25 protein-coding genes are annotated in these 24,668 nt (G+C 70.7%); 8 read left to right on the forward strand and 17 right to left on the reverse strand.

Annotation, left to right across the window (positions count from 1 at the left end):
• Positions 1 to 101: 101 nt before the first annotated feature.
• The 4 genes from ACZ6I3_RS30460 to ACZ6I3_RS30475 form a co-directional block, all read right to left on the reverse strand.
• Positions 102 to 920, reverse strand: a complete 819-nt coding sequence (locus tag ACZ6I3_RS30460) for a MetQ/NlpA family ABC transporter substrate-binding protein (RefSeq protein ID WP_469418946.1) — start codon at positions 918 to 920, stop codon at positions 102 to 104.
• 80 nt (positions 921 to 1,000) lie between these two features.
• Positions 1,001 to 1,708 carry a methionine ABC transporter permease gene (locus ACZ6I3_RS30465; protein ID WP_469418948.1) on the reverse strand — a complete coding sequence of 236 codons (708 nt, stop codon included), beginning with the start codon at positions 1,706 to 1,708 and terminating at the stop codon, positions 1,001 to 1,003.
• Positions 1,705 to 2,739 carry a methionine ABC transporter ATP-binding protein gene (locus ACZ6I3_RS30470; RefSeq protein WP_469418949.1) on the reverse strand — a complete coding sequence of 345 codons (1,035 nt, stop codon included), beginning with the start codon at positions 2,737 to 2,739 and terminating at the stop codon, positions 1,705 to 1,707. The genes ACZ6I3_RS30465 and ACZ6I3_RS30470 overlap by 4 nt, the downstream gene beginning before the upstream one ends.
• A gap of 380 nt (positions 2,740 to 3,119) precedes the next feature.
• The gene (locus ACZ6I3_RS30475) at positions 3,120 to 3,770 is read right to left on the reverse strand and encodes an HAD family hydrolase (protein ID WP_469418950.1); all 651 of its coding nucleotides are present in this window, start codon (positions 3,768 to 3,770) and stop codon (positions 3,120 to 3,122) included.
• A 69-nt stretch (positions 3,771 to 3,839) separates the two neighbouring features.
• Here ACZ6I3_RS30475 and ACZ6I3_RS30480 point away from each other — a divergent pair, with 69 nt between their 5' ends.
• Both ACZ6I3_RS30480 and ACZ6I3_RS30485 read left to right on the forward strand, forming a co-directional pair.
• The gene (locus ACZ6I3_RS30480; protein WP_469418952.1) at positions 3,840 to 4,199 is read left to right on the forward strand and encodes a hypothetical protein; all 360 of its coding nucleotides are present in this window, start codon (positions 3,840 to 3,842) and stop codon (positions 4,197 to 4,199) included.
• A complete protein-coding gene (locus ACZ6I3_RS30485) occupies positions 4,180 to 4,596 on the forward strand; it encodes a hypothetical protein (RefSeq protein WP_469418954.1) in 417 nt (138 codons plus the stop codon). Before ACZ6I3_RS30480 ends, ACZ6I3_RS30485 begins: the two co-directional genes overlap by 20 nt.
• Before the next feature lie 77 nt (positions 4,597 to 4,673).
• Here the strand turns inward: ACZ6I3_RS30485 and ACZ6I3_RS30490 are convergent, their stop codons facing one another.
• The 3 genes from ACZ6I3_RS30490 to ACZ6I3_RS30500 form a co-directional block, all read right to left on the reverse strand.
• Positions 4,674 to 5,168, reverse strand: coding sequence for a GNAT family N-acetyltransferase (locus tag ACZ6I3_RS30490; protein WP_469419102.1), 495 nt, complete (start codon positions 5,166 to 5,168; stop codon positions 4,674 to 4,676).
• 57 nt (positions 5,169 to 5,225) lie between these two features.
• Entirely contained in the window at positions 5,226 to 5,720 is a 495-nt protein-coding gene (locus ACZ6I3_RS30495) for an RNA polymerase sigma factor (protein WP_469418955.1), read from the reverse strand.
• A 74-nt stretch (positions 5,721 to 5,794) separates the two neighbouring features.
• The gene (locus ACZ6I3_RS30500; protein ID WP_469418956.1) at positions 5,795 to 6,979 is read right to left on the reverse strand and encodes a glycerophosphodiester phosphodiesterase; all 1,185 of its coding nucleotides are present in this window, start codon (positions 6,977 to 6,979) and stop codon (positions 5,795 to 5,797) included.
• A 386-nt stretch (positions 6,980 to 7,365) separates the two neighbouring features.
• On the opposite strand from ACZ6I3_RS30500, the gene ACZ6I3_RS30505 reads away from it, so the two are divergent.
• Positions 7,366 to 8,040: a lysophospholipid acyltransferase family protein gene (locus ACZ6I3_RS30505; protein WP_469419103.1), complete on the forward strand. Its 675-nt coding sequence runs from the start codon at positions 7,366 to 7,368 to the stop codon at positions 8,038 to 8,040.
• Between the two features lie 61 nt (positions 8,041 to 8,101).
• Here ACZ6I3_RS30505 and ACZ6I3_RS30510 read toward each other — a convergent pair whose 3' ends face one another.
• The 5 genes from ACZ6I3_RS30510 to ACZ6I3_RS30530 all read right to left on the reverse strand — a co-directional run bounded on the left by ACZ6I3_RS30510 (position 8,102) and on the right by ACZ6I3_RS30530 (position 14,123).
• Positions 8,102 to 9,637, reverse strand: coding sequence for an MFS transporter (locus ACZ6I3_RS30510; protein WP_469418958.1), 1,536 nt, complete (start codon positions 9,635 to 9,637; stop codon positions 8,102 to 8,104).
• Positions 9,634 to 10,185: a TetR/AcrR family transcriptional regulator gene (locus tag ACZ6I3_RS30515; protein ID WP_469418959.1), complete on the reverse strand. Its 552-nt coding sequence runs from the start codon at positions 10,183 to 10,185 to the stop codon at positions 9,634 to 9,636. The genes ACZ6I3_RS30510 and ACZ6I3_RS30515 overlap by 4 nt, the downstream gene beginning before the upstream one ends.
• A 92-nt stretch (positions 10,186 to 10,277) precedes the next feature.
• On the reverse strand, positions 10,278 to 11,249 hold the full coding sequence (locus ACZ6I3_RS30520; protein WP_469418961.1) for an aldo/keto reductase: 972 nt from the start codon (positions 11,247 to 11,249) through the stop codon (positions 10,278 to 10,280).
• Positions 11,250 to 11,409: 160 nt separating this feature from the next.
• On the reverse strand, positions 11,410 to 12,846 hold the full coding sequence (gene argH / locus ACZ6I3_RS30525) for an argininosuccinate lyase (RefSeq protein WP_469418963.1): 1,437 nt from the start codon (positions 12,844 to 12,846) through the stop codon (positions 11,410 to 11,412).
• An 83-nt stretch (positions 12,847 to 12,929) separates the two neighbouring features.
• On the reverse strand, positions 12,930 to 14,123 hold the full coding sequence (locus ACZ6I3_RS30530; protein ID WP_469418965.1) for an argininosuccinate synthase: 1,194 nt from the start codon (positions 14,121 to 14,123) through the stop codon (positions 12,930 to 12,932).
• Between the two features lie 227 nt (positions 14,124 to 14,350).
• On the opposite strand from ACZ6I3_RS30530, the gene ACZ6I3_RS30535 reads away from it, so the two are divergent.
• From ACZ6I3_RS30535 to ACZ6I3_RS30555, 5 genes are all read left to right on the forward strand, one after another.
• Positions 14,351 to 15,304, forward strand: a complete 954-nt coding sequence (locus ACZ6I3_RS30535; RefSeq protein WP_469418967.1) for a hypothetical protein — start codon at positions 14,351 to 14,353, stop codon at positions 15,302 to 15,304.
• Between the two features lie 189 nt (positions 15,305 to 15,493).
• On the forward strand, positions 15,494 to 16,192 hold the full coding sequence (locus ACZ6I3_RS30540; protein ID WP_469418968.1) for a L,D-transpeptidase family protein: 699 nt from the start codon (positions 15,494 to 15,496) through the stop codon (positions 16,190 to 16,192).
• Positions 16,193 to 16,329: 137 nt separating this feature from the next.
• Entirely contained in the window at positions 16,330 to 17,712 is a 1,383-nt protein-coding gene (locus ACZ6I3_RS30545) for a ferredoxin reductase family protein (RefSeq protein ID WP_469418970.1), read from the forward strand.
• 40 nt (positions 17,713 to 17,752) lie between these two features.
• Positions 17,753 to 18,844 carry an FMN-binding protein gene (locus ACZ6I3_RS30550; RefSeq protein ID WP_469418972.1) on the forward strand — a complete coding sequence of 364 codons (1,092 nt, stop codon included), beginning with the start codon at positions 17,753 to 17,755 and terminating at the stop codon, positions 18,842 to 18,844.
• On the forward strand, positions 18,837 to 19,640 hold the full coding sequence (locus ACZ6I3_RS30555) for an FAD:protein FMN transferase (RefSeq protein WP_469418974.1): 804 nt from the start codon (positions 18,837 to 18,839) through the stop codon (positions 19,638 to 19,640). The genes ACZ6I3_RS30550 and ACZ6I3_RS30555 overlap by 8 nt, the downstream gene beginning before the upstream one ends.
• A 163-nt stretch (positions 19,641 to 19,803) precedes the next feature.
• On the opposite strand, the gene ACZ6I3_RS30560 is transcribed toward ACZ6I3_RS30555, so the two are convergent.
• Genes ACZ6I3_RS30560 through argC form a run of 5 tightly spaced genes read right to left on the reverse strand, consistent with a single transcriptional unit; the run spans position 19,804 to position 24,637 of the window.
• Positions 19,804 to 20,352 (reverse strand): arginine repressor, encoded by a 549-nt coding sequence (locus ACZ6I3_RS30560; protein ID WP_382837845.1) that lies wholly within the window; start codon positions 20,350 to 20,352, stop codon positions 19,804 to 19,806.
• 7 nt (positions 20,353 to 20,359) lie between these two features.
• A complete protein-coding gene (locus ACZ6I3_RS30565; RefSeq protein ID WP_469418976.1) occupies positions 20,360 to 21,559 on the reverse strand; it encodes an acetylornithine transaminase in 1,200 nt (399 codons plus the stop codon).
• Entirely contained in the window at positions 21,556 to 22,464 is a 909-nt protein-coding gene (gene argB, locus ACZ6I3_RS30570) for an acetylglutamate kinase (protein WP_469418978.1), read from the reverse strand. Before argB ends, ACZ6I3_RS30565 begins: the two co-directional genes overlap by 4 nt.
• A complete protein-coding gene (gene argJ / locus ACZ6I3_RS30575) occupies positions 22,461 to 23,612 on the reverse strand; it encodes a bifunctional glutamate N-acetyltransferase/amino-acid acetyltransferase ArgJ (protein WP_469418979.1) in 1,152 nt (383 codons plus the stop codon). Before argJ ends, argB begins: the two co-directional genes overlap by 4 nt.
• Positions 23,609 to 24,637, reverse strand: coding sequence for an N-acetyl-gamma-glutamyl-phosphate reductase (gene argC / locus ACZ6I3_RS30580; RefSeq protein ID WP_469418981.1), 1,029 nt, complete (start codon positions 24,635 to 24,637; stop codon positions 23,609 to 23,611). Before argC ends, argJ begins: the two co-directional genes overlap by 4 nt.
• Positions 24,638 to 24,668: the final 31 nt, after the last annotated feature.

The raw sequence follows: 24,668 nt of genomic DNA on the forward strand, positions 1-24,668 counted from the left end.
CAACTGCCCAGCATGCAGCATGAATGCACTTCCGCGCACCACGGGGTCCTCCCCCACCCGGTGAGGGAGGACCCCGTGCGGCGCGGGTGCCGGGCGAGGCCTCAGAAGGAGGCGAGCACGGCGCCGGCGTACTTGTCCTGAATGAACTTCTTCACCTCGGGCGAGGTGAGAAGCTTCGCCAGCTTCTTCACCCGCGGGTCCTTCTCCTCGCCCTTCTTCACGGCGAGGAAGTTGCCGTACGGGTTGTCCTTCGGGGACTCCAGGACGAGGGCGTCCTTCGCCGGCTTGAGGTCGGACGAGAGGGCGTAGTTGCCGTTGACGACGGCGGCGTCCACGTCGTCGAGGGAGCGCGGGGTCTGAGCCGCCTCCAGCTCCTTGAACTTGAGGTTCTTCGGGTTCTTGGTGATGTCCGAAGGCGTCGCCTCGTTGCCGATGCCCGCCTTGAGGGTGATGAGCCCGTTCGCGGCGAGGAGCTTGAGGGCCCTGGCCTCGTTGACGGTGTCGTTGGGGATGGCGACCGTCGCACCGCTCTTCAGGGCGTCGGCCTTCTTGACCTTGTGGGAGTAGAGGCCGAGCGGCTCCAGGTGGACCGTGACGACGGGCACGATGTCGGTGCCGTTCTTCTTGTTGAAGTCGTCGAGGTACGGCTGGTTCTGGAAGTAATTGGCGCCCACGGAGCCGTCCTGCGTCGCCGTGTTCGGCGTGACGTAGTCGGTGAACTCCTTGACCTCCAGGTCGAGGCCCTCCTTCTTCGCCAGGTTGTCCTTGACGTAGGTGAGGATCTCGGCGTGCGGGGTGGGGCTGGCGGCGACGATCAGGGGTCCGTCGGAGCCGGAGTCGCCCGCGCCGCAGGCGCTGAGCCCGAGGGTGAGGGCTCCGGCGGCGAGGACGGCGGTGGTGATCTTGGCGGTGTTACGCACGAAAAGTGCCTTTCCTTATGGCCTTGCGGGTGGTGCGCCCCGTCGTGGGTGAACGGGGAATTCGTGAGTGAACGGGGAGTTCAGGAGGCGGCCTTGAGCAGCCGCAGCTTCGGCGCGGGGCCGGAGTGGGCGCCGCGGCGGTGCAGGGAGCGGGCCGCGTAGTCGCCGGCGAACTGGATGGCCGAGATGACGACGGCGAGGATCGCGACGGTGATCCACATCAGCTGGGTCTCGAAGCGCTGGTAGCCGTAGCGGATGGCGATGTCGCCGAGGCCGCCGGCGCCGACCGTGCCCGCCATGGCCGAGTAGCCGATGAGGGCGACGATCGTGGTGGTGGTGCTGGAGATCAGCGACGGCAGGGACTCGGGTACGAGGACCTTGCGGACGATGGTCCAGGTGTTGCCGCCCATGGACTGCACGGCCTCGACGAGCCCGTGGTCCACTTCGCGGACAGCTGTCTCGACCAGGCGCGCGAAGAAGGGGATGGCGCCGACGGCGAGCGGCACGATGGCGGCCTCGACGCCGATGGTCGTCCCGGTGATCGAGCGGGTGAAGCCCATCAGCGCGACCATCAGGATGATGAACGGCAGGGAGCGGGCGACGTTCACGATCTGCCCGATGACCTTGTTGGCGGCGAGGTTCTGGAGCAGGCCGCCGCGGTCGGTCAGGACCAGCAGGATCCCGAGCGGCAGTCCGCCGACCACGGCGATGAGCGTGGACCAGCCGACCATGTAGAGCGTGTCCCAACAGGCCTGTTCCAGCAGCGGCTGCATCTCTGACCAGGTCACTTGACACCCTCCTTCACCAGTTCGGACTCATGGCCCAGGACGTCGATCTGCAGGCCCTGCTCGCGCAGGAACCCGATCGGTACGACGTTGTCCTCGTAGCGGCCGGGCAGTTCGATGCGCATGCGGCCGACCTGGAGGCCGCCGACGGTGTCGATGGCCGCACCGAGGATCGATATGTCGATGTTGTAGGTACGGGCGAGCTGCGAGATGACGGGCTGGGTCGCGCTCTCGCCCTGGAAGGTGACGTCGACGACGGTGCGGTCGTCGCCGGAGGCCTCGCCGCCGAGCGGGAACAGCGCGGAGGCCAGTTCGGAGCCGGGGGTCGCGAGCAGTTCGCTGACGGTGCCCGACTCGACGACGCGGCCGTTCTCCATGAGCGCGGCGGAGTCGCAGACCGACTTCACGACGTCCATCTCGTGGGTGATGAGCAGGACGGTCAGGCCGAGCTGCCGGTTCAGGTCGCGCAGCAGCGCCAGGATGGAGCGGGTGGTCTCCGGGTCGAGGGCGCTGGTGGCCTCGTCGGACAGCAGCACCTTGGGGTCGCCGGCGAGGGCGCGGGCGATGCCGACGCGCTGCTTCTGGCCGCCGGAGAGCTGCGCGGGGTAGGCGCCCGCCTTGTCGGCGAGGCCGACCAGGTCGAGCAGTTCCAGCGCCTTGCGGGAGCGTTCCCTGCCGGACTTGCCGAGGATCTCCAGCGGCAGTTCGACGTTGTCCTGGACGGTCCGGGAGGACAGCAGGTTGAAGTGCTGGAAGACCATGCCGATCCGGCTGCGTGCCTCCCGCAGTTCCTTTCCGGCGCGCGGGCCGCGGCCGGCCAGGGCGGTGAGGTCCTGTCCGGCGACGGTCACGGTGCCGGAGGTGGGGCGTTCCAGCAGGTTGACGCAGCGGATGAGCGAGGACTTGCCGGCGCCGGACTGGCCGATGACGCCGTACACCTCGCCTTCGCGGACGTGCAGGTCGACGCCGTCCAGGGCGGTGACCTCGCGGCCGCGTGAACGGTAGACCTTGGTCAGGTCCGTTGTGGTGATCACGTGGGTTTCCGTCACTGTCGAGTGCGCGGGCGTGGGTGTGCCCGGGCACAGAGGCATTCGTTCAGGGACGCGACACGGTTCTCGCTGAGGCGGGGAACCGGGGAGAACATGCGCGCGGGGCGGCTTGGCTTCTCGCACCGCTCAGGGCGTGCGGACCTGCCGCTGTCTCGCTTCGGGGCGCGAGCTCAGGGGGGTGGTGCGGGGGCCCTCTAGAAGGCGCACATTCGACACATACAACGAGCACCGGGCGTCATGGTCGCCTCGGTCGCGGGGATGCGGTCGCTCGTCGTGGTCATGGTCGCCAGTAAAACACGCGTACGGTCCTGACAGTCACGCCGCTGTCCGGATGCTGGACAGCGGTGAACAGGGGCGGGCACGCGTCAGCCGCGGAGGGAGATTTCCACCCCTTGCTCGGTGACCAGTGCGGACAGGGCCGACAGGTTCTCGACGACCAGGTCGGCTTCGAGCTCGTGGGCCCGGTGGGTTGTGGTCAACGCCACGGTGGTCATACCGGCGGCCCGGCCGGACGTCAGGCCCGCGGGGGCGTCCTCGAAGACGACGCAGTGCGCCGGGTCGACGCCGAGGGTGCGGGCGGCGAGCAGATAGGGCTCGGGGTCGGGCTTGCCGCGGGTGATGTCGTCGGCGGCGACGAGCGTCTTGGGGAGGATGCCGACGGCGTCGAGCCGCGCCTCGGCGAGCCGCCGGGTGGCGGAGGTGACGACGGCCCAGCGCTCGGCGGGCAGGGAGTCGAGGAACGCGCGCGTCCCGGGCAGGAGGTGCACACCGCCGTTGGGTACGTCCTCCACCTCCAGGTCCTCGATCCGCGCGAGGGCTCCCGGCACGATCTCGGCGGGCAGCAGGTCGGCGGCTATCTCGACGGCCGGCCGGCCGTGCAGTTCGACCCGTGCGAAGTCCTCGGCCGTGATCCCGTACTCCGCGGCCCACCGCGTCCAGCAGCGGTCCACCGAGTCGAGGGAGGAGACCAGGGTCCCGTCGTTGTCGAACAGCAGGGCTTGGGCGTGGATCTTCATGCCCTCGACCCTACGGTGCGGGCCAGGGCCGGAAGCATCGGGCCTTTTCGGCCGTAATAAGGTCGCAGCATGCTTGCTGCTCTGACGCTGGTGACCGGCGTCGCCGCGCTGCTGCTCGCCGCCTGGTGCGGCTGGGCGGCCTACCGTGACCAGCCGACGAAGGACTGGCACTTCATCGGGATGGCCGTGGTCACCCTGCTGTCGCTGGTCCAGCTGGTGGTGGGGATCGTGCTGCTGGCGCAGGGCGAGGAGCCGGAGCAGGGCACGACGATCTTCGTGGCGTATCTGCTGGGGGCGTTCGCGTGCGTCCCGGCTGCGGGGTTCATGTCGCTGGCCGAGCGCACGCGCTGGGGCTCGGTGACGGTCGCCGCCGGCGGTGTGGTGCTGGCGGTGCTGGAGGTGCGGCTCTATGACATCTGGGGAGGCTGAGGTGGCTCGGCAGCGGCTGATCAGTGGGCCGGGGACGCTGCTGGTGTGGCTGTACGGCGTGATGGTCGTCGGGGCGGTGTCGCGGTCGGCGTTTCAGATCGCGACGGAGTTCGACCGGGCGCCGCTCGCGTACTCGCTGTCGGCGGTGGCCGGTGTGGTGTACGGGTTCATCACGTACTCGTTGGTGCGGGGTGGGGAGACCGCCCGGCGGGTGGCGCTGGTGTGTTGTGTCGCGGAGCTGGTGGGTGTGCTGACGGTGGGGACCTGGACGTTGGTCGAGCCGTCGGCATTCCCTGACGCGACTGTGTGGTCGGACTTCGGGATGGGGTACCTGTTCATCCCGGTGTTGTTGCCGCTGTCCGCCATCTACTGGCTGCGGCGGTCACGTACGCGGTAGAGAGAGGGCGGCTCGGGGGCGTCGGCGAGTGCGGGTTGTGTGTGGTTGTTCGCGCAGTTCCCCGCGCCCCTGAACTCTCAAGCCGTCGCTGCGTACGTTCCCGCCGGCTTCTCCAGGACGATCATGAGGATGCCGTCCGCGCCCTGGGACGTACCCACCGTCTCGTAGCCGACCTTGCGGTAGAGGCGGAGGTTGCCCTCGTTGCGGTGGCCGGTGTGGAGGCGGAAGCGCTTGGCGCCGTGCTGGTCGGCGAGGGCCGATTCGGCCGCTCGGAGGAGGCGGGCTCCGATGCCGTGGCCCTGGAGGCGCGGGTGGACGCAGAGCTTGCCGATCGCGGCGGCCTCCTCGGTGACCGAGCCGCGGACCGAGCCGACGACCTCGTCGCCGAGCCGGGCCACGAAGACGCAGTCCCGGGTGACCTCGTCGCGGACCGAGTCGAGGGTTTGGACGAGCGGGTCGATGCGGTAGTTCCCGTACAGCGCCGCTTCCCGCTGGAAGCACAGGTACTGCAGCCTGAAGATCTGCTCCGCGTCCTGCTCGGTCGCCGCAGAGATGGTCACGCTCATGCCCATGTGCGCACGCCTCCCGCTCATCTGATCACCTGTTGTCCCCCACTCCTATCCCCGTCCTCAGTGGGCCGCAACCTCCGGCGCGAGCAATCTGCGCAGACATCCCAGGCATCTGGAACGTTCCGGGCCAAGACTCCCCTGTGACATACCCAACTCCCCTGCGATTTCCCGGTATGTCAGGTCCTGCGGGGAGAGCAGGGCCTCCATCAGCCGGGGGCAGCGGCCCGGGAGGCGACGTACGGCCGCCCGCAGGGCACGGCCACGGGCCGCGGCGAGGGCGAGCTGTTCGGGATCACGGCCGCCGTCGTCGACCGGTTCACCGGCGTACGGCCGTTCGAGGCGGCGCGTGCGGCGGGTGCGGCGGGCCTCCGAGCGGACGGCGCGGCGGAGCCATCCCTGGGGGTCGAGCGGCGGGTCGTCGGCGTCGAGGCGCTCCAGCAGGCGGAGCCAGACCGCCTGTTCCAGGTCACCGGGCTCGGTTCCCGCGGCATATGCCTCCGCGGAGGCCTCAGCGGTGAGCAGCGGGCTCAGGGCGGCGACCAGGTCGGGTGTCATATGCGGAGCGACGCGGCCGCCCGGGCGACGGGTTGCCCGGGCGGCCGAAGCTCACTCGACCGGGTGGTGTGAGCTCAGCCGTTGACGAAGTCCTCGCGAGCCAGCAGGCCCGTGTCGGGCTGGTCGGTGAAGACGCCGTCGATGCCGGTCGCGAAGTACGCCTTGTACGCGCCGAAGACGTCGCCGTAGGCGTCGGCGTCCGCGCCCTTGCGGAAGTTCGCGGGCAGGAAGGGGTTCTCGTTGCGCAGGGTCCACGGGTGCAGGATCAGCCCCACCTTGTGCGCGTCCGCGACGAGCGTCGTCGGCTGCGTGAGATTGCCCTTGGCGTCGCGCGGGATGACCAGGTCGAGGGTCGGGCCGATGCCCTGCGCGTAGGAGGCGATCTCCCTGAGGCCGGCCGGCTTGACCAGGTCGGCGACGGTGCGCTTGTCGCCCGTCTCGACGAAGTCCCAGGGGCGGCTGTCCGCCGACGACAGCAGGACGACCAGGGGGTTGTCGACGAGCTTGTTGAGGCGCTCGATGCTGGTCGGCTCGAAGGACTGGATGATGACCGGGGAGGTCCGCCGGTCCTTGCGGTACTTGCGCAGCACCTTGGCGACCCGCTCCTCCAGCGGCAGGCCCTGCTTGCGGAAGTAGGTGGGGTGCTTGATCTCGGGGTAGATCCAGACCTGCTTGCCGCGCTTGCGGGTCTGCTCGTCCTGCCACTTCAGGACCTCTTCGAAGGTGGGGATCTCCCAGTGGCCGTTGTAGAGGGTGTTGTGCGGGCGGTTGGCCGGGATGCGCTCGATCGCGCGGAGCGTCTTCAGCTCGGCGAGCGTGAAGTCCTCGGTGAACCAGCCGGTGGTGGCGACGCCGTCGAGCTGCTTGGTCTTCTTGCGGTCGGCGAACTCGGGGTGGTCCGCGACGTTCGTGGTGCCGCCGATCTCCGGCTCGTGCCGGCAGACCAGGTGCCCGTCCTTCGTCGGCACCAGGTCGCCCGCCTCGACGATGTCGGCGCCCAGGTCGAGGGCCAGCTGGTACGAGCCCAGGGTGTGCTCCGGGCGATAGCCACTGGCCCCGCGGTGGCCGACGATCGTCGGCTTGGGCAGGCTCCCCAGGCCGCCGCGTCCGCCACCGTGTCCGCCGCCGTGCCGGGAGCCGTCCGCCCGCGCCGTGCCGGCCATGCCGAGGACCGCCCCGCCGGCGGTGAGCACCGCCGCGCCGAGCAGGGCCCGCCGTCCGGTCCCGCTCGTTTCTTCGTTCGACTCCTGCGTTCCCATGTGAGCGCCCTCCCTGCCGTCGACTCGTCAGTGCGGGCTGATCGTAGGGGCGCGTACATGACGAGTGGGAGACCCCGGGCGGAACACGCGGGTGACGCCGGATGTCGTAGTGGCTGGTGGGGACGGTGAACTGACGAATCGTCGCACCCCGCTCGATTCGGCGTGGCGGTTCTGGGAACGCGTCCGGTGCGTCCGAGGCGACGTCCGTCACATCATGGCGGCCGGGTTACACACCGTCGACGACGCGCCACCGCAGGTAAACGCGCGTCAACAGTGCGTAAGGCCTCGGTTAAGTCGTCGTGCCCGATGTGCGCGACCCCCGGGGCCACGAGTATCGTCCCCACCTGCACATACTCATACAGATTTCCTTGACACCGGAGGGTCCGTTGTCCCGCTTCGCGCTCATCAAGGCAGTGCTCGGTCCGGTCATGCGCCTGATGTTCCGCCCACAGGTGGAAGGTGCGGAGCACATTCCCGGCGACGGTCCGGTCATCCTTGCCGGCAACCACCTGACGTTCATCGACTCGATGATCCTGCCGCTGGTCTGCGACCGGCAGGTCTTCTTCATCGGCAAGGACGAGTACGTGACCGGGAAGGGCTTCAAGGGTCGGCTCATGGCCTGGTTCTTCACCGGCGTCGGCATGATCCCGGTCGACCGCGACGGCGGCCGGGGCGGGGTCGCCGCGCTGATGACCGGGCGCCGGGTGCTGGACGAGGGCCGGGTCTTCGGTATCTACCCGGAGGGCACGCGATCGCCCGACGGCCGGCTGTACCGGGGGCGTACCGGTATCGCCCGGCTCACGCTGATGACGGGCGCGCCGGTGGTGCCGTTCGCGATGATCGGCACGGACCGGCTCCAGCCGGGGGGCGCGGGTCTCCCCCGGCCGGGCAAGGTCACCGTGCGGTTCGGTGAGGCGATGGAGTTCTCCCGGTACGAGGGTATGGACCGGGACCGCTATGTGCTGCGGGCCGTGACCGACTCGGTGATGAGCGAGGTCATGCGGCTGTCCGGGCAGGAGTACGTGGACATGTACGCGAGCAAGGCCAAGGAAGCCGCCTAGTTTTCGGGTGCGGGTGGGTGGGGCTGGTCACGCAGTGCCCCGCGCCCCCACCGCCGTACGACTACGCGTGGTCCGTCCCGCCGCTCTCCAGCCGCTGCCCCCGTAGCAGGAACCACGCCGCCACCGCCGCGGCCAGCAGGACCGCCGCGCCGACGCCCGCCGCGAGGGCCAGGCCGTCGACGAAGGACGTGCGGGCCGCGTCCAGCATCACCGCCGAGGTGTGTGCGGGCATGCTCGCGGCCGCCTCGACGGCGCCGCCGAGTGACTCGTGGGCCGCGGCCGGGGTGCCCGCCGGGCCGGTGAAGTCGCGGTAGACGCCGGTCACGATGGAGCCGAGCACGGCGATGCCGAGGGCCGCGCCGAGTTCGTACGCCGTCTCGGAGACGGCCGACGCGGAGCCCGCCTGCTCCTTCGGCACACTGGAGAGGATCACGTCGGCCGTCACGGTGAAGGAGAAACCGGCACCGACACCGACGACCAGCAGCGCGGTCCCGAGCAGCGGATAGCCAGTGGACTGGTCGATCACCGTGAGCGCGGCCAGCGCCAGGCCGATCGCCGCGAGACCCCCGGCGACGACGGCCCGCACCGAGAAGCGGCGGGCCGCACGCCCCGCTGCCAGACCGGCCACCACCGCGCCGATCGCGGCGGGCAGCTCGGCCAGCCCCGCCTCGAACGGGCGCCTGCCCTGGACGAGTTGCAGGTACTGGGAGAGGAAGAACACCAGCCCGGACAGGCCGAGGATGGTCAGCAGGTCCGCCAGCACGGCCCCGCTGAAGCCTCGGTGGCGGAACAGCCGCATGTCCAGCAGCGGGGCGGGGAGCGTGAGCTGACGGCGTACGAACCCGTACAGCGCGGCCGCGCCCAGCAGGCCGGCGGCCAGGGTGGCCCAGGCGAAGCCGTGGGTGGCGGCCTCCTTGATCGCGTACACGACGCCGACCATGCCGACCAGCGACAGCACGACACTGACCAGGTCCCAGGGTCCGGCGTTCGCGGTCCGCGACTCGGGCAGCAGCTTGATCCCGACGAGGACCAGGACCGCCATCACGGGCAGGTTGATCAGGAAGACCGAGCCCCACCAGAAGTGCTCCAGCAGGAACCCGCCGACGATCGGGCCCACGGCCGTACCGGCGGAGGCGGTGGCGCCCCAGATGCCGACGGCGAGACTGCGTTCGCGCGGGTCGTGGAAGAGGTTGCGGATCAGCGCGAGCGTGGCCGGCATCAGGGTGGCGCCTGCGACGCCCAGCAGGGCCCGCGCGACGATCAGCATCTCGGGGGTGGTGGCATAGGCGTTGAACACGGATATCGCGCCGAACGCCGTGGCACCGATCAGCAGGATCCGCTTGCGGCCGATCCGGTCACCGAGGCTGCCCATGGAGACGAGCAGACCGGCGATGACGAACGAGTAGACGTCACCGATCCACAGCAGCTGCGTGCCGGAGGGCTTCAGGTCCTCGCTGATGTAGGGGGTCGCGAGACCGAGCACGGTCGCGTCGACGGCCACCAGCAGCACGGCGAGCACGAGGACGCCGAGTGCGAGCCAGCGGCCCGGGCGCTTCACCGCCTCGGTCGCTTCCGCCGCCTGCAAGGTGCTGGTCATGGTTCCTCTCTCCGTAGTGCGCCGCCGAGCAGCAGCTCGACGATCATGTGCTGGAAGTCCTTGGGGGCGCCCTTGCCGCTGTGCACCATCCAGGCGCCGGAGGCCATCAGGCCGTAGAGCGCCTCGGTGAGCCAGGCCGGGGTGAGGTCGATACGGAACTCGCCGGCGAGCTGGCCGCGCCGGAACAGGGCGGAGATCCGGTCGTCTATCAGGCTCCAGCCCGCGTTCAGCTCCTCGCCCTCGAACAGCTGGTTCTCGGAGTAGAGGAACGCGAGCAGTCCGGCGACGGGCTCGATGGCCGCGACCAGCCGGCGTACGGCGTCACTCGCCGTGCCCTCGTCGAGCCGGGCCGCGTCCAGCGCGGCCTCGCACTCCGCGATGCCCAGCGACTCCAGGGCTCGGACGAGGGCGTCCCGCCCGGCGAAGTGGCGGTGCAGCGTGGCGCGGCTGATCCCGGCGGCCTTGGCGACCTCGTCCATGGTCGCGGTGGATTTGCGGGTCAGCAGGGCCGCGGCGGTGCGCAGCACGTGGTCAGGATCGACAGCCATGAGACGAGCATAGCCCAGATGAGACACTGATGTCTCATACTGGGCATGCGTGGCTCACAGCTGGCGGTTTACGGAGAGGTGTAAATCAGTGCTCAGTGCCAGGGCAGCTGTCCGCGCCGCTCCCAGTACGTGTGCGGTTCCTCGGCCAGCGTGGCGAGGCGCGTCAGCTGGTCGTCGTCGAGGTCGACGACGGCGGCGTGCAGGTTCGAGGCGAGCTGGTTGGTGGTGGCCGCCCCGGAGAGGACCACACCGGCCCAGGGCTGTCGCAGGATCGCGGCGAGAGCGACGGCGTCGCAGCCCAGGTCCGCTTCCTCGGCGATCTCCTTCAGGACGGCCGGGGCGTGCGGGCCCGCGAGCCGGCCGTTGGCCATGCCCTCCTTGACGATCACGGTGAGCCCGGCGTCGTGCGCCTCGGCGAGGGCGGGCGCGGCGGAGGTCTCCAGTGCGTTGTACGTGGACTGGACGGTACGGAAGAGGGGTTCGCCGTCGACCGTCACGGCGAGGGCGGCGCGGATGGCGTCCGCCTGGGCCGGGCCGCTGGTGGAGAAGCCGATGGTCAGGCCCTGGGCCGCGGCCTCCGCGAGCTTCGCGTGCAGTTCCTTGTCGGTGAGGGCCGGGCTGTCCGGGGTCACCGAGTGGATCTGGTAGAGGTCGAGCCGGTCGCCGAGCAGGTCGTGACTCTCCGCGCGCTGCCGTTCGTAGGTGGGCAAGGTGTGGTCCTTGACCTCGTGGCGGTCGGCGTCGGTGGACCAGTCGGCGGTGTAGGTGTAGCCCCACTTGCTGCCCACGACGATGTCGTCGAAGGCGGGCCTCGCCTTGAGCCAGTCGGCGAGGAACTCCTCCGAGCGGCCGTAGGAGCGGGCCGCGTCGAAGTAGCGGACGCCCTGGGCGTAGGCGGCGTCGAGGAGTTCGTGGGTGCGGGTGCGCAGCGTTTCGACGCTGCGGTCTTCTCCGAGGTCTTCGTCTCGGCCGAGGTTGATGTAGCCGGGGCGCCCTACGGCGGCGAGGCCCAGGCCGATGTGGCAGGTGGGGGTGGTTGCTGTGGCCAGGCGGGCGAAGGGCATCGGGGGCTCCGTTCGGTCGGCTCCGGTTCGGCTTCGACCAACGTAACCCGCGATGACCTTCGCCTCAGAGCTCGGGACCTGCGGTGTTTTGCGAGTGCGGGATGCCTGTGGCTTGTCGCGCCCACGCGGCGGAGCCGCAAATCGATACAGCCCCGCGCCCCTAAGAGGCCTGCTGCCGTGCTGTTGCCCATTCGTGCTGGGACTCCACGTCCGCCTTCACCTCTGCCAGCTGGACGGCGACCGCGCTCGGGGCCGTGCCGCCCCTGCCGTTGCGGGAGGCCAGGGCGCCGGGGACGTTGAGGACCGTGCGGACCTCGGGGGTCAGGTGGGACGAGATCTTGGCGAACTGCTCGTCGGTCAGGGCGTCCAGTTCCTTGTTCTCCGCCTCGGCGACCTTCACGCACTCGCCGGCGACCTCGTGGGCGACGCGGAACGGGACGCCCTGCTTGACCAGCCACTCGGCGATGTCCGTGGCGAGGGAGAACCCGGCGGGGGCCAGTTCCTCCATGCGCTCGCGATGGACCGTGAGCGTGGCCATCATGCCGGTGAAGGCCGGCAGCAGGATCTCCAGCTGGTCGATGGAGTCGAAGACCGGCTCCTTGTCCTCCTGGAGGTCGCGGTTGTACGCGAGGGGGAGGGCCTTGAGGGTGGCCAGAAGGCCCGTCAGGTTGCCGATCAGGCGGCCCGACTTGCCGCGGGCCAGCTCCGCGATGTCCGGGTTCTTCTTCTGCGGCATGATCGACGAGCCCGTGGAGAACGCGTCGTGCAGGGTCACGAAGGAGAACTCCTTCGTGTTCCAGATGATGACCTCCTCGGCGATCCGGGAGAGGTTGACCCCGATCATCGCCGTGATGAAGGCGAACTCGGCGACGAAGTCACGGGAGGCCGTGCCGTCGATGGAGTTGCCCGCGGAGCCGTGCTCGAACCCGAGGTCCTTCGCCACCGCCTCCGGGTCCAGGCCGAGGGAGGAGCCCGCCAGGGCACCCGAACCATAGGGCGAGACCGCCGTGCGGGCGTCCCACTGGCGCAGCCGCTCCGCGTCCCGGGAGAGGGACTGGACGTGGGCCAGGACGTGGTGCGCGAACAGGACCGGCTGGGCGTGCTGGAGGTGCGTACGGCCGGGCATCGCCACGTCGGGGTGCGCCTCGGCGAGGCCGATCAGGGCGTCCTGGAGCTCGGCGATCAGGCCGCCGACGACCCGGGCGTGGTCGCGCAGGTACATCCGGAAGAGGGTCGCGACCTGGTCGTTGCGGGAGCGGCCCGCGCGCAGCTTGCCGCCGAGGTCGGGGCCGAGCCGCTCCAGCAGGCCGCGCTCCAGCGCGGTGTGCACGTCCTCGTCGGCGATGGTGCCGACGAAGGAGCCGTCGGCGACGTCCGCTTCGAGCCGGTCCAGGCCTTCGAGCATCCTCGCCAGCTCGTCGTCCGTGAGCAGCCCGGCCTTGTGCAGCACGCGCGCGTGGGCACGCGAGCCGGCGATGTCGTACGGCGCGAGCCGCCAGTCGAAGTGGACGGACGCGGACAGCTTCGCCAGGGCCTCGGCGGGACCGTCGGCGAAACGGCCGCCCCAGAGCCGGACGTCACCGCTGTTGCTGCTCACTTGCGTTGCTCCTAGAGGGTGTGGATGTGACGCGGACCTTTGGACGCAGACCTTTATACGCCCGGGCCGGGTCCCGTGAACGCCTACGCCAGGTCGCGCTTCGCCGCGATCTTCGACGACAGGCTGTAGATGTCGATGAAACCCTTGGCCGCGGACTGGTCGAAGGTGTCGCCGGTGTCGTAGGTCGCGAGGTCGAAGTCGTACAGCGACTGCTGCGAACGCCGGCCGGTGACGACCGCGCGGCCGCCGTGCAGGGTCATCCGGACGTCCCCGGTGACGTGCTGGTTCGCCTCGTCGACGAAGCCGTCCAGGGCGCGCTTGAGCGGGGAGAACCACTGGCCGTCGTAGACCAGCTCGCTCCAGCGCTGCTCGACGCCGCGCTTGTAGCGGGCGAGTTCACGCTCGACGGTGACGCTCTCCAGCTCCTGGTGGGCGGTGATCAGGGCGATCGCGCCCGGAGCCTCGTAGACCTCGCGCGACTTGATGCCGACGAGCCGGTCCTCGACCATGTCGATCCGGCCGATGCCCTGGGCGCCGGCGCGCTCGTTGAGCTGCTGGATCGCCTGGAGGACGGTGACGGGCCTGCCGTCGATCGCGACCGGGACGCCCTCCTTGAAGGAGATGACCACCTCGTCGGGCTCCCGGGTGAGAGCCGGGTTCTCGGTGTACTCGTAGATGTCCTCGATCGGCGCGTTCCAGATGTCCTCGAGGAAGCCGGTCTCGATGGCGCGGCCGAAGACGTTCTGGTCGATGGAGTACGGCGACTTCTTGGAGGTCGCGATCGGCAGGCCCTTGGCCTCGCAGAAGGCGATGGCCTTGTCCCGGGTCATGGCGTAGTCGCGCACCGGGGCGATGCACTTCAGGTCGGGGGCGAGGGCGACGATGCCGGCCTCGAAGCGGACCTGGTCGTTGCCCTTGCCGGTGCAGCCGTGGGCGACGGTGGTGGCGCCGTGCTTCCGGGCGGCGGCCACGAGGTGCTTGACGATCGTCGGCCGGGACAGGGCGGAGACGAGCGGGTAGCGGTCCATGTAGAGGGCGTTGGCCTTGATCGCCGGGAGGCAGTACTCCTCGGCGAACTCGTCCCTGGCGTCCGCCACCTCGGCCTCGACGGCCCCGCAGGCGAGCGCGCGCTTGCGGATGACGTCCAGGTCCTCGCCGCCCTGGCCGACGTCGACCGCGACCGCGATGACCTCGGCGCCCGTCTCCTCGGCGATCCAGCCGATGGCGACGGAGGTGTCAAGACCGCCTGAGTAGGCGAGTACGACGCGCTCGGTCACGGGTTCTTCCCCTCCATACTGCAATCACTGACCTGCATGAGTATGCAGAGGACTGCATGATTCGTCAATCCGATTCCGGGGTGGGGGCGGCTTTTGGTCAGGCCGAGAAGAATTTGAAGATCCTTTGAACGCGGGAAACCGCTTACCCGTACCTCTCGCCGAACGCAGGCGCCGCGTTTCGCACACCGAGGACACCCCCGTCCCCCGACCCCTAGTGAGGCATCCGCATGTCCAGGGCTCTTCCGAAGTACAACAAGCGTCGCGTCGCGTTCATCGGCGGCGCCGCCGCGGTGGCACTGTCCGGCACGGTGATCGCCGGCTTCGCCCTCGCCGGGGAGGAGACGCCCGCGAGCGGCGGGACGAACGCCCGGACGCTGGCGGGCCCCGGCACCATCTCGTGCCCGGACGTCACCGGGCAGCTGCCCGCGGTGCCCGCTTCGGCGCAGGCGGAGGTCGACAGCAACCTCGCCCAGCTGAACACCCAGATCCAGGAGGCGAACAAGCGCCTCGTCGACACGGTCGGCCAGGGCGGACCCAACTTCGTCCAGAACGCCATCCTCGGCCCGCTGGAGGACAAGCGCACCGCCGCCCTCAACCGCATCGAGACCGCCATCGGCCGCGCCGCCGAGAAGCCGGAAGGCCTTGAGGCCTTCGCCGCCGGCTGCCAGGTCAACGCAGACGGCGGCGCCGGGGCGGGCGAGGCCGCGGGAGGCGAGGCGGGCGCCGGCGAGGAGGCCGGTGCAGAGGCCGGTGCGGGTGCCGAGGCCGGAGCCGGAGCGGAAGCGGGCGCCGAGGCCGGCGCCGAAGCGGGTGCGGGTGCCGAGGCCGGTGCGGGTGCCGGCGAGGACGCGGGTGCGGGTGCGGGCGAGGCGGGGAACGCCGGTGCCGGTGCTATCAGCTGCCCGGACGTCACGGGCGAGCTGCCCGCGATCCCGGCCTCTGCCCAGGCGGAGGTCGACCGCAACCTGGCGCAGCTGGACACCCAGATCGCGGAGGCGAACAAGCGCCTCGTCGACACGGTCGGCCAGGGCGGACCCAACTTCGTCCAGAACGCCATCCTCGGCCCGCTGGAGGACAAGCGCACCGCCGCCCTCAACCGCATCGAGACCGCCATCGGCCGCGCCGCCGAGAAGCCCGAAGGCCTCGAGGCCTTCGCCGCCGGCTGCCAGGTCAACCAGTGAGGTGACAGGCACCGTGGCCGCCCCGAGTGAGCGCCGGCCGGGGCGGCCACGGGCAGGCGTCTGAGCTCGGGATCCGGCAGAGGTGACCGGATCCCGTAACCCCTCAGCCCGTCGCTCGCCATTTTCGCGACCAGCCTGGACGGACCACCCGGGCTGCCGTCGCCGCTGCCTCCCTCTACGGTCTGAGACATGCGCCCCGGTGCCGTCGCCCTCGCCGTCTCCGCCCTCCTGATGCTCGGCGCCGGGCCGCCCCACCGGGCGGCGCCCCTGCCGGAGCGGATGGCGGACACCGGCGGCGGCACCCAGCTGATCACCGCGGTCGCCCCGAAGCGGGCCTCCACCAAGGGCACGGTCACCTGGTGGGACCTCAGGGGCGGGCGGTGGGTGAGGACCGGCTCCGCGCCCGCGCGCTTCGGAGCGAACGGGCTCGTCGAAGGCGCCGCCCGTGAGCAGGGCACAAACACGACACCCACGGGCCTGTACGGACTGCCGTACGCCTTCGGCATCAAGGCGGCGCCGCGCGGAACGGCGTACACCTACCGCCGGGTGCACCGGGACTCCTGGTGGTGCCAGGACAACGACTCCCGCTCCTACAACCGCTGGACCGAGCCCCGCGCGGCCGACTGCCGGGCCGCCGAGTCCGAGCGGCTGATCACCTACCGGGCGCAGTACGCGCACGCGCTCGTCATCGACTTCAACTACGAGCGTCCCGTTCGGGGACGTGGCGCGGGCATCTTCCTGCATGTGCACGGGCGGGGAGCGACGGCCGGCTGCGTCTCCGTGCCGAAGGAAGCGATGCGGCGGATCCTCACCTGGGCCGATCCGGCGAAGCGTCCCCACATCGCGGTCGGGACGACGAGCGGGACCACCGCCGTCACGCGCTACTGAGGCGGGAACGCCGCGCGGGCACGCATGCCTGTTACCGACGGTCAATCCCGTCCGCACATGACGTCGGTGCACGGCTGAACACTCCCGCGCCCCGCCACGTATCTGTGGGCCAAGGGTCAAGTCCCCACGGAGGAACCGTGACCACCACGCTCGCAGGCGGCCGTGCCGCCCGTCGCCAGACGATGCGCCGCATCCGCCCGCGCCGCTCCCCGGCCGTCCCGCTGCTGATCGCCCTGTGGGCGGGAGCCGCGGCCGTGCTGTGGCTGTGGTGGGACAACACACCGTCCCTCGCGGACAACGCGAGCAAGATCCTGGCCGCGGGCCGGATCACCGGCCTGCTCGCCGGTTACCTCATGGCGCTGGTGGTGCTCCAGATGGCCCGGGTGCCCGCGCTGGAGCGCCGGGTGGGCACCGACCGGGTCGCCCGCTGGCACGCCATGAGCGGCCGCTACACGCTCTGCCTTGTCCTCGCCCATGTCTTCCTCACCATGTGGGGCTACGCGATGCAGGCGGGCAAGGGGCTCGGCGACATCGTCCAGCAGACGACCGACTCCATCAACCAGCTGCCGGACATGGGCAAGGCCGCCATCGGCACGGGTCTGCTGTTCGTCATCGGGATCCTGTCGATCGGCGGGGTCCGCCGCCTGATCGGGTACGACACCTGGTACCACGTGCACCTGCTCACCTACGCGTCGGTGTACATGACGTTCTGGCACCAGATCACGACCGGCAACGAGTTCGCCGTCGAGCCGGCCGCGAAGACCTTCTGGTACGGGCTGTACGGCGTGGTGACCGCGCTGGTGCTCTGGTACCGGATCATCACCCCGATCCGGCTGAACCTGCGGCACCGCATGCGGGTCGAGGCGGTCATCGAGGAGACCCCGGGCATCGTGTCCGTGCTGATCGGCGGGCGCAAGCTGCACCGGATGGGCGCGGAGGCCGGGCAGTTCTTCCGCTGGCGGTTCAAGGCACCCGGCATGCGCTTCAGTTCGCACCCGTACTCCCTGTCGGCGGCGCCCCGCCCGGACATGCTGCGGATCACCGTCAAGGCGATCGGCGACCACACCTCCCGGCTGCGTGATCTCGAGCCCGGTACCAAGGTGTGGGCCGAGGGGCCCTACGGCGCGATGACCGCGCAGCGCCGCAGCCGCGGCAAGGTACTGCTCGTCGCGGGCGGTGTCGGCATCACCCCGATGCGGGCGCTGTTCGAGACGCTGCCGGGCGCGTCCGGCGACATCACCCTTCTCTACCGGGCCAACACCACCCAGGACCTGGCCCTGTGGGGCGAGCTGGCCAAGATCGCCGACGAGCGCGGCGCGCGGCTGATGTACGCGGTCAACAGCCCCGACGGGGAACGCCCCGACATCTCCGCGGAGTCCCTCCAGCGGAAGATCCCCGACGTCGACAACCACGACGTCTTCATGTGCGGGCCGCCCGGCTTCGCGCAGTCGGTCTACGAAGCACTGCGCGGCGCGGGAGTCCCCGCCCGCCGTATCCATCACGAGTCGTTCGAGATGTGAGCGACGGGACATCAACGGCCCTTCAGGAGCTTGAGAAACGATGAGGAAGAGTCACCCCGTCCGGCGTGCCGTGCTCGCCGGCGCAGCCACCGTCTCCGGGATCGTGCTGCTGCTGTCCATGAAGCCGGCCTCCGACCCGGGCTCCGCCCAGGCCGCCGGGCAGGCTCCTCCGGCGGCGGCCGGGCAGGCGCCGCAGGGCGGCGTGAACGGCGCCGTCACCGGTGACGCGCAGCAGACGGAGTACGGCCCGGTCCAGGTCCGTCTGACCATGAGCGGCGGAAAGATCACTCAGGCCGAGGCGGTCCAGGCCCCCAAGGGCGGACGCAGCGACCAGATCACCGCCAGCTCGGTGCCCCGCCTCAACCAGGCGGCGGTCGCCGCGCAGAGCGCGGAGATCGACGCCGTCTCCGGGGCGACGTACACCAGCGCCGGCTACAAGAAGTCCCTCCAGTCGGCCCTGGACAAGGCCAAGGCCGCCGGCGGCGCCGCGCAGGGCTCGGGCAACGCCCAGACCCTCACCGGCGATGCCGTGCAGACGGAGTACGGCCCGGTCCAGGTCCGGGTCACCGTGGCCGGCGGGAAGATCACCAAGGCCGAGGCGATCCAGGCCCCCAAGGGCGGACGCAGCGACCAGATCACCGCCAGCTCGGTGCCCCGCCTCAACCAGGCGGCGGTCGCGGCCGGGAACGCGCAGGTCGACGCCGTCTCCGGAGCCACCTACACCAGCGCGGGCTACAAGAAGTCGCTCCAGTCCGCGCTGGACAAGGCTCCGGCAGGGGGAGGCGGCGGCGCCGCGCAGGACTCCGGGCAGGGTGCCGGGGCGGGCTCCGGGGCGGGCTCCGGGGCGGGCAGTGCCCAGGCCAAGACGGTCACGGGCACAGCCGCGCAGACGCAGTACGGTCCCGTCCAGGTCCGTATCACCGTCGCGGGCGGGAAGATCACCAAGGCCGAGGCGGTCCAGGCGCCCAAGGGCGGACGCAGCGACCAGATCACCTCCTCCTCCGTCCCCCGCCTCAACCAGGCCGCCGTGGCGGCCGGGAACGCGCAGATCGACGCCGTCTCCGGAGCCACCTACACCAGCGCGGGCTACAAGCAGTCCCTCCAGTCGGCGCTGGACCAGGCCGGTGGCTGACACGGTGGCCGACCCCACACAGGCTCCCGCCGCGGTACGTCATGTGGAAGAGACGATGGGGACCGTCTTCTCCCTCGACGTCCGCGGCGGGGAACCGGCCGCCGTGCGCGCGGCCCTGGACGAGGCCGTCGCCGGACTGCACCGCGTCGACGAGGTGTTCAGCACCTACCGCGAGGACAGCCAGATCGCCCGGCTGCAACGCGGTGAACTGACCGTCGTCGAGTGCGATCCCGAGGTCGCCGAGGTCCTGGAACTGGCGGCCGAGGCGGAGCGGCTGAGCGACGGCTGGTTCAGCACGTCGTACCAGGGCCGCCTCGACCCGACCGGCATCGTCAAGGGCTGGGCGGTCGAGCGGGCCGCCCGGGCGTTGTCGGCGGTGCCGGGGGTGTGCGGGGTGAGCGTCAACGGCGGCGGCGATGTGCAGTTGCTCGGGGCGCCGGGGGCGCAGCGGCCGTGGCGGGTGGGTGTGTCGGACCCGTTGCGGCCGGGGGGTCTCGCGGCCGTCGTCTCGGCGGCCGGGGTGGACGAGCTGTCCGTGGCCACGTCCGGTACGGCGGAGCGGGGCGCGCACATCCTCGACCCGCGTACGGGGCATTCGGCCGTGACCGACCTGGTCGCGGTGACCGTGGTCGGGCCTCGGCTGACCTGGGCGGACTGCTGGGCCACGGCGGCGTTCGCGATGGGGTCGCGGGAGGGCTTGGCGTGGCTGGAGTCCCTGCCGGATGTCGAGGCGCTGTTGATCACGGCTGGTGACGAGGTGCGCTGTACTGGGGGGTTGGCGGGGCGGCTGGGGTGAGTGGGGGCTGGGGGCGGGGCGTTGCGCAGCCCGGCGGAGCGGGGTGCCGCTCTCCTTGGGACGGGTGCCGCCCTTAGCGGCACGCATGCCCGCAGCGGGGCCGACCCAGGGGCGCGGGGAACTGCGCGATCAGCCACACACCACCCGCACCCGGCACAAACCCTCAGTGCCCGTTCTGCGCCAGCCTCAGCAAGTGCTCCGCCAGCGCCTGACCCCCGTCCGGCTCCCGGCTGATCAGCAGCAACGTGTCGTCGCCGGCGATCGTCCCCAGGATGTAATGCAGCTCGGCCTGGTCGATCGCCGAGGCCAGGAACTGCGCGGCCCCCGGCGGCGTACGCAACACCACGAGATTCGCCGAGGCCTCCGCGGAGATGAGCAGTTCCTGCGACAGCCGCCGCATCCGCTCCTCCTTCGCCGACCCGCCCAGCGGCGCCCGGGGCGTACGGAAACCGCCCTCGCTCGGCACCGCGTAGATCAGGTCACCGTCGGTGTTGCGGATCTTCACCGCGTTCAGCTCGTCCAGGTCCCGGCTGAGCGTCGCCTGCGTGACGCTCAGCCCGTCGTCGGCGAGCAGCTTCGCCAGCTGACTCTGCGAGCGCACCGGCTGCCGGTTGAGGATGTCCACGATCCGGCGGTGGCGTGCGGTGCGGGTCTGCGGCACGGCGGGCCCGTTCGCCCCCTGCTCGTGCTCGTGCTCCTGCGCCTGGCTCATCGTCGTCTCATTCTCCGGATCGTCCGTCCCCGCGCACTGCCTGGAGGATGCCGGGCAGCGCCCCGAGGAAGGCGTCCACCTCGTCGTCGCCGAGGTTCAGCGGCGGCATCAGCCTGACGACGTCCGGGGCGGGCACGTTCACCAGGAATCCGGCCTCCTGAGCCGCCTGGCGCACCTGGGGCGCGAGAGGCTCGGTGAGCACGATACCCAGGAGTAGGCCCGCGCCCCGGACAAAATCGATCAACTCGTGGCCGAGGCCTTCGATCCCGTCCCGCAACGCCGCGCTCTGCCGCTTGACGTTCTCCAGCAACCCCTCGTTCTCGATGGTGTCGAGGACGGCGAGCCCGGCCGCGCAGGCGACGGGGTTGCCGCCGAACGTCGTGCCGTGGTGCCCGGGCTGGAGCAGTTCCGCGGCCCGCCCGAAGGCGACGGTCGCGCCCAGCGGCAGCCCGCCGCCGAGCTGCTTGGCGAGGGTGACGATGTCGGGCAGTACACCCTCGTGGGCCTGGTACTCGAACCAGTGCCCGGTCCGGCCGATGCCGGTCTGCACCTCGTCGAGGACGAGGAGCGCCCCGGTCGAGGCGGTGATGGCGCGGGCGGCCTTGAGATAGCCGGCGGGCGGGACGACGACGCCGAGCTCGCCCTGGATCGGCTCGATGATGACGAGCGCGGTCTCCTCGGTCACCGCGGCGGCCAGGGCCTGCGCGTCGCCGAAGGGGACGTGGGTGACGTCGCCGGGCAGCGGCAGGAACGGCTCCCGCTTGCCGGGCTGGCCGGTCATGGCCAGGGCGCCCATGGTCCGCCCGTGGAAGGCGCCCTCGGTGGCCACCACATGGGTGCGCCCGGTCAGCCGGCCGATCTTGAAAGCGGCCTCGTTGGCCTCGGCGCCGGAGTTGCAGAAGAAGACCCTGCCGTCCCGGCCGAAGAGCCGGAGCAGCCGCTCGGCGAGGGCGACGGTGGGCTCGGCCATGAAGAAGTTGGAGATGTGGCCGAGGGAGCCGATCTGCCGGGTCACGGCCTCGACGATCGCCGGGTGGGCGTGGCCGAGGGCATTGGTCGCGATGCCGCCGACGAAGTCGAGGTAGGAGGCGCCGTCGGCGTCCCAGACGCGGGTGCCCTCGCCGCGTGCCAGGGGCAGCAGCGGGGTGCCGTAGTTGTTCATGAGCGCGCCCTGCCACCGCTCGGCGTACTCCTGATGGGCGGTCATACGGCATCCCCCTCTTGCTCGTCGGGCACGACCATCGTGCCGATTCCCTCGTCGGTGAAGATCTCCAGCAGGATCGAGTGCTGGACCCGGCCGTCGATGACACGGGCGGTGGTGACGCCGCCCCGTACGGCGTGCAGACAGCCCTCCATCTTCGGCACCATGCCGGAGGACAGGTCCGGCAGCAGCCGCTCCAGCTCGGAGGCGGTGAGGCGGCTGATCACCTCGTCGCTGTTCGGCCAGTCCTCGTAGAGCCCCTCGACGTCCGTGAGGACCATGAGGGTTTCGGCGCCCAGAGCAGCAGCGAGTGCCGCAGCCGCCGTATCAGCATTGACGTTGTAGACATGCCCGTCGTCCTGGGAGCGGGCGATCGAGGAGACGACCGGGATGCGGCCGTCGGCGAGCAGGGCCTCGATGGCGCCCGTGTCGATCGCGGTGATCTCGCCGACCCGGCCGATGTCGACGAGTTCGCCGTCGATCTCGGGCTGGTGCTTGGTGGCGGAGATGGTGTGGGCGTCCTCGCCGGTGAGGCCGACGGCCAGCGGGCCGTGTTCGTTGAGCAGCCCCACCAGCTCCCGCTGGACCTGACCGGCCAGCACCATGCGGACGACGTCCATGGCGTCCTCGGTGGTCACCCTCAGGCCCGCCTTGAACTCGCTGACGATGCCGTGCTGGTCGAGGGCCGCGCTGATCTGCGGGCCGCCGCCGTGCACGACGACCGGCTTGAGGCCGGCGTGGTGCAGGAACACCACGTCCTGGGCGAAGGCGGCCTTCAGGTCCTCGTCGACCATGGCGTTGCCGCCGAACTTGATGACGACGGTCTTGCCGTTGTGCCGGACCAGCCAGGGCAGCGCCTCGATGAGGATCTGCGCCTTGGGCAGGGCGGTGTGCTTACGCGTGACGCTCATGACGAGTAGGCGCTGTTCTCGTGGACGTAGTCGGCCGTGAGGTCGTTGGTCCAGATGGTGGCGGTCTCGGACCCGGCGGACAGGTCGGCGACAATGTGCACCTCGCGGTAGCGCATGTCGACCTTGTCGCGGTCCTCGCCGACACCGCCGTTCTTGCAGACCCAGACGCCGTTGATGGCGACGTTGAGCTGGTCCGGCTCGAAGGCGGCGGACGTCGTGCCGATCGCGGAGAGCACGCGGCCCCAGTTGGGGTCCTCGCCGTGGATGGCGCACTTGAGGAGGTTGTTGCGGGCGATGGAGCGGCCCACCTCGACGGCGTCGTCCTCGGTCGCGGCGTTGATCACCTCGACCTTGATGTCCTTGCTGGCGCCCTCGGCGTCCCGGATGAGCTGCTGGCCGAGGTCGTCGCAGACCTGCCGTACGGCCTCGGCGAACTCCTCGTACCCGGGGGTGACTTCGGCGGCGCCGGAGGCGAGCAGCAGCACGGTGTCGTTGGTGGACATGCAGCCGTCGGAGTCGACCCGGTCGAAGGTCGTCCGGGTGGCCGCCCGCAGGGCCCTGTCCAGGACCTCGTCGTCCAGGTCCGCGTCGGTGGTGAGGACGACGAGCATGGTGGCGAGGCCGGGGGCGAGCATGCCCGCGCCCTTGGCCATGCCGCCGACGGTCCAGCCGTCCTTGGTGACGACGGACGTCTTGTGGACGGTGTCGGTGGTCTTGATGGCGATCGCGGCCTTCTCACCGCCGTGCTCGGAGAGCTGGGCTGCGGCCGTCTCGACGCCCGGGAGCAGCTTGTCCATCGGCAGGAGGAGGCCGATGAGGCCGGTCGAGCAGACGGCGACCTCGATCGCGCCCCGGCCGAGCACCTCGGCCACCTTCTCGGCGGTGGTGTGCGCGTCCTGGAAGCCCTTCGGGCCCGTACAGGCGTTGGCGCCGCCGGAGTTGAGGACGACGGCGGACACCTGACCGCTCTTCAGCACCTGCTCGGACCACAGGACCGGCGCGGCCTTCACACGGTTGGCGGTGAACACGCCGGCGGCGGCGCGGCGGGGACCGGTGTTGACCACGAGAGCCAGGTCGGGGTTGCCGTTCTCCTTGATCCCGGCGGCGATACCGGCCGCCGTGAATCCCTGTGCTGCCGTCACACTCACGGCGCGACTCCGATCGTCGTCAGTCCCGTGGTCTCGTCGAGACCGAGGGCGATGTTCATGCTCTGGACGGCACCGCCCGCGGTGCCCTTGGTCAGATTGTCGATGGCGCTGATCACGATGATCCGTCCGGCGGCCGCGTCGTACGCGACCTGCACCTGAACGGCGTTCGAACCGTAGACGGACGCCGTGACGGGCCACTGCCCCTCGGGGAGCAGGTGCACGAAGGGCTCGTCGGCGTAGGCCTTCTCGTAGGCGGCGCGCACGGACTCGGCCGTGACGCCCTCCTTCGCGGCGGCGCTGCAGGTGGCGAGGATGCCGCGCGGCATCGGTGCCAGGGTGGGCGTGAACGACACAGTGACCGGCTCGCCGGCGGCCGCGCTGAGGTTCTGGGTGATCTCGGGCGTGTGCCGGTGCCCGCCGCCGACGCCGTACGGGGTCATCGACCCCATGACCTCGCTGCCCAGCAGATGGGGCTTGGGCGCCTTGCCCGCGCCGGAGGTGCCGGAGGCGGCGACGATCACGGCCTCGTTCCCCGCGAGTCCGGCGGCGTAGGCCGGGAAGAGGGCCAGGGAAACGGCGGTCGGGTAGCAACCGGGCACCGCGATGCGCTTGGACCCCTCCAGCACAGCGCGGGCACCCGGCAGTTCGGGAAGGCCGTAGGGCCAGGTTCCGGCGTGCGGCGACCCGTAGAACTTCTCCCAGGCGGCGGCGTCCGTCAGCCGGAAGTCGGCGCCCATGTCGACCACCAGCACGTCCGGGCCGAGCTGCTCGGCGACGGCGGCGGACTGCCCGTGGGGCAGTGCGAGGAAGACGATGTCGTGACCGGCGAGGACCTCGGGGGTGGTCTCCTGGAGCACTCGCCCGGCCAGGGGCAGCAGGTGCGGTTGGAGCGCACCGAGTTTCTGCCCCGCGTTGGAGTTGCCGGTGAGGGCGCCGATCTCCACCTCGGGGTGGGCCAGCAGCAGACGCAGCAGTTCCCCGCCCGCGTATCCACTCGCTCCGGCCACTGCCGCACGTACCGCCATGGAACCTCCTCCTTAGAGGGCATGACTATAC

The organism is Streptomyces sp. NPDC041940 (assembly GCF_055589465.1).

Coding starts and splice junctions, on each gene's coding strand:
- ACZ6I3_RS30475 (WP_469418950.1), bottom strand. CDS start 3,770: ATGAAGATCCACGCCCAAGCCCTGCTGTTCGACAACGACGGGACCCTG.
- ACZ6I3_RS30480 (WP_469418952.1), top strand. CDS start 3,840: ATGCTTGCTGCTCTGACGCTGGTGACCGGCGTCGCCGCGCTGCTGCTC.
- ACZ6I3_RS30485 (WP_469418954.1), top strand. CDS start 4,180: ATGACATCTGGGGAGGCTGAGGTGGCTCGGCAGCGGCTGATCAGTGGG.
- ACZ6I3_RS30490 (WP_469419102.1), bottom strand. CDS start 5,168: ATGGGCATGAGCGTGACCATCTCTGCGGCGACCGAGCAGGACGCGGAG.
- ACZ6I3_RS30495 (WP_469418955.1), bottom strand. CDS start 5,720: ATGACACCCGACCTGGTCGCCGCCCTGAGCCCGCTGCTCACCGCTGAG.
- ACZ6I3_RS30500 (WP_469418956.1), bottom strand. CDS start 6,979: ATGGGAACGCAGGAGTCGAACGAAGAAACGAGCGGGACCGGACGGCGG.
- ACZ6I3_RS30510 (WP_469418958.1), bottom strand. CDS start 9,637: ATGACCAGCACCTTGCAGGCGGCGGAAGCGACCGAGGCGGTGAAGCGC.
- ACZ6I3_RS30515 (WP_469418959.1), bottom strand. CDS start 10,185: ATGGCTGTCGATCCTGACCACGTGCTGCGCACCGCCGCGGCCCTGCTG.
- ACZ6I3_RS30520 (WP_469418961.1), bottom strand. CDS start 11,249: ATGCCCTTCGCCCGCCTGGCCACAGCAACCACCCCCACCTGCCACATC.
- ACZ6I3_RS30535 (WP_469418967.1), top strand. CDS start 14,351: ATGTCCAGGGCTCTTCCGAAGTACAACAAGCGTCGCGTCGCGTTCATC.
- ACZ6I3_RS30540 (WP_469418968.1), top strand. CDS start 15,494: ATGCGCCCCGGTGCCGTCGCCCTCGCCGTCTCCGCCCTCCTGATGCTC.
- ACZ6I3_RS30550 (WP_469418972.1), top strand. CDS start 17,753: ATGAGGAAGAGTCACCCCGTCCGGCGTGCCGTGCTCGCCGGCGCAGCC.
- ACZ6I3_RS30560 (WP_382837845.1), bottom strand. CDS start 20,352: ATGAGCCAGGCGCAGGAGCACGAGCACGAGCAGGGGGCGAACGGGCCC.
- ACZ6I3_RS30565 (WP_469418976.1), bottom strand. CDS start 21,559: ATGACCGCCCATCAGGAGTACGCCGAGCGGTGGCAGGGCGCGCTCATG.
- argB (WP_469418978.1), bottom strand. CDS start 22,464: ATGAGCGTCACGCGTAAGCACACCGCCCTGCCCAAGGCGCAGATCCTC.
- argC (WP_469418981.1), bottom strand. CDS start 24,637: ATGGCGGTACGTGCGGCAGTGGCCGGAGCGAGTGGATACGCGGGCGGG.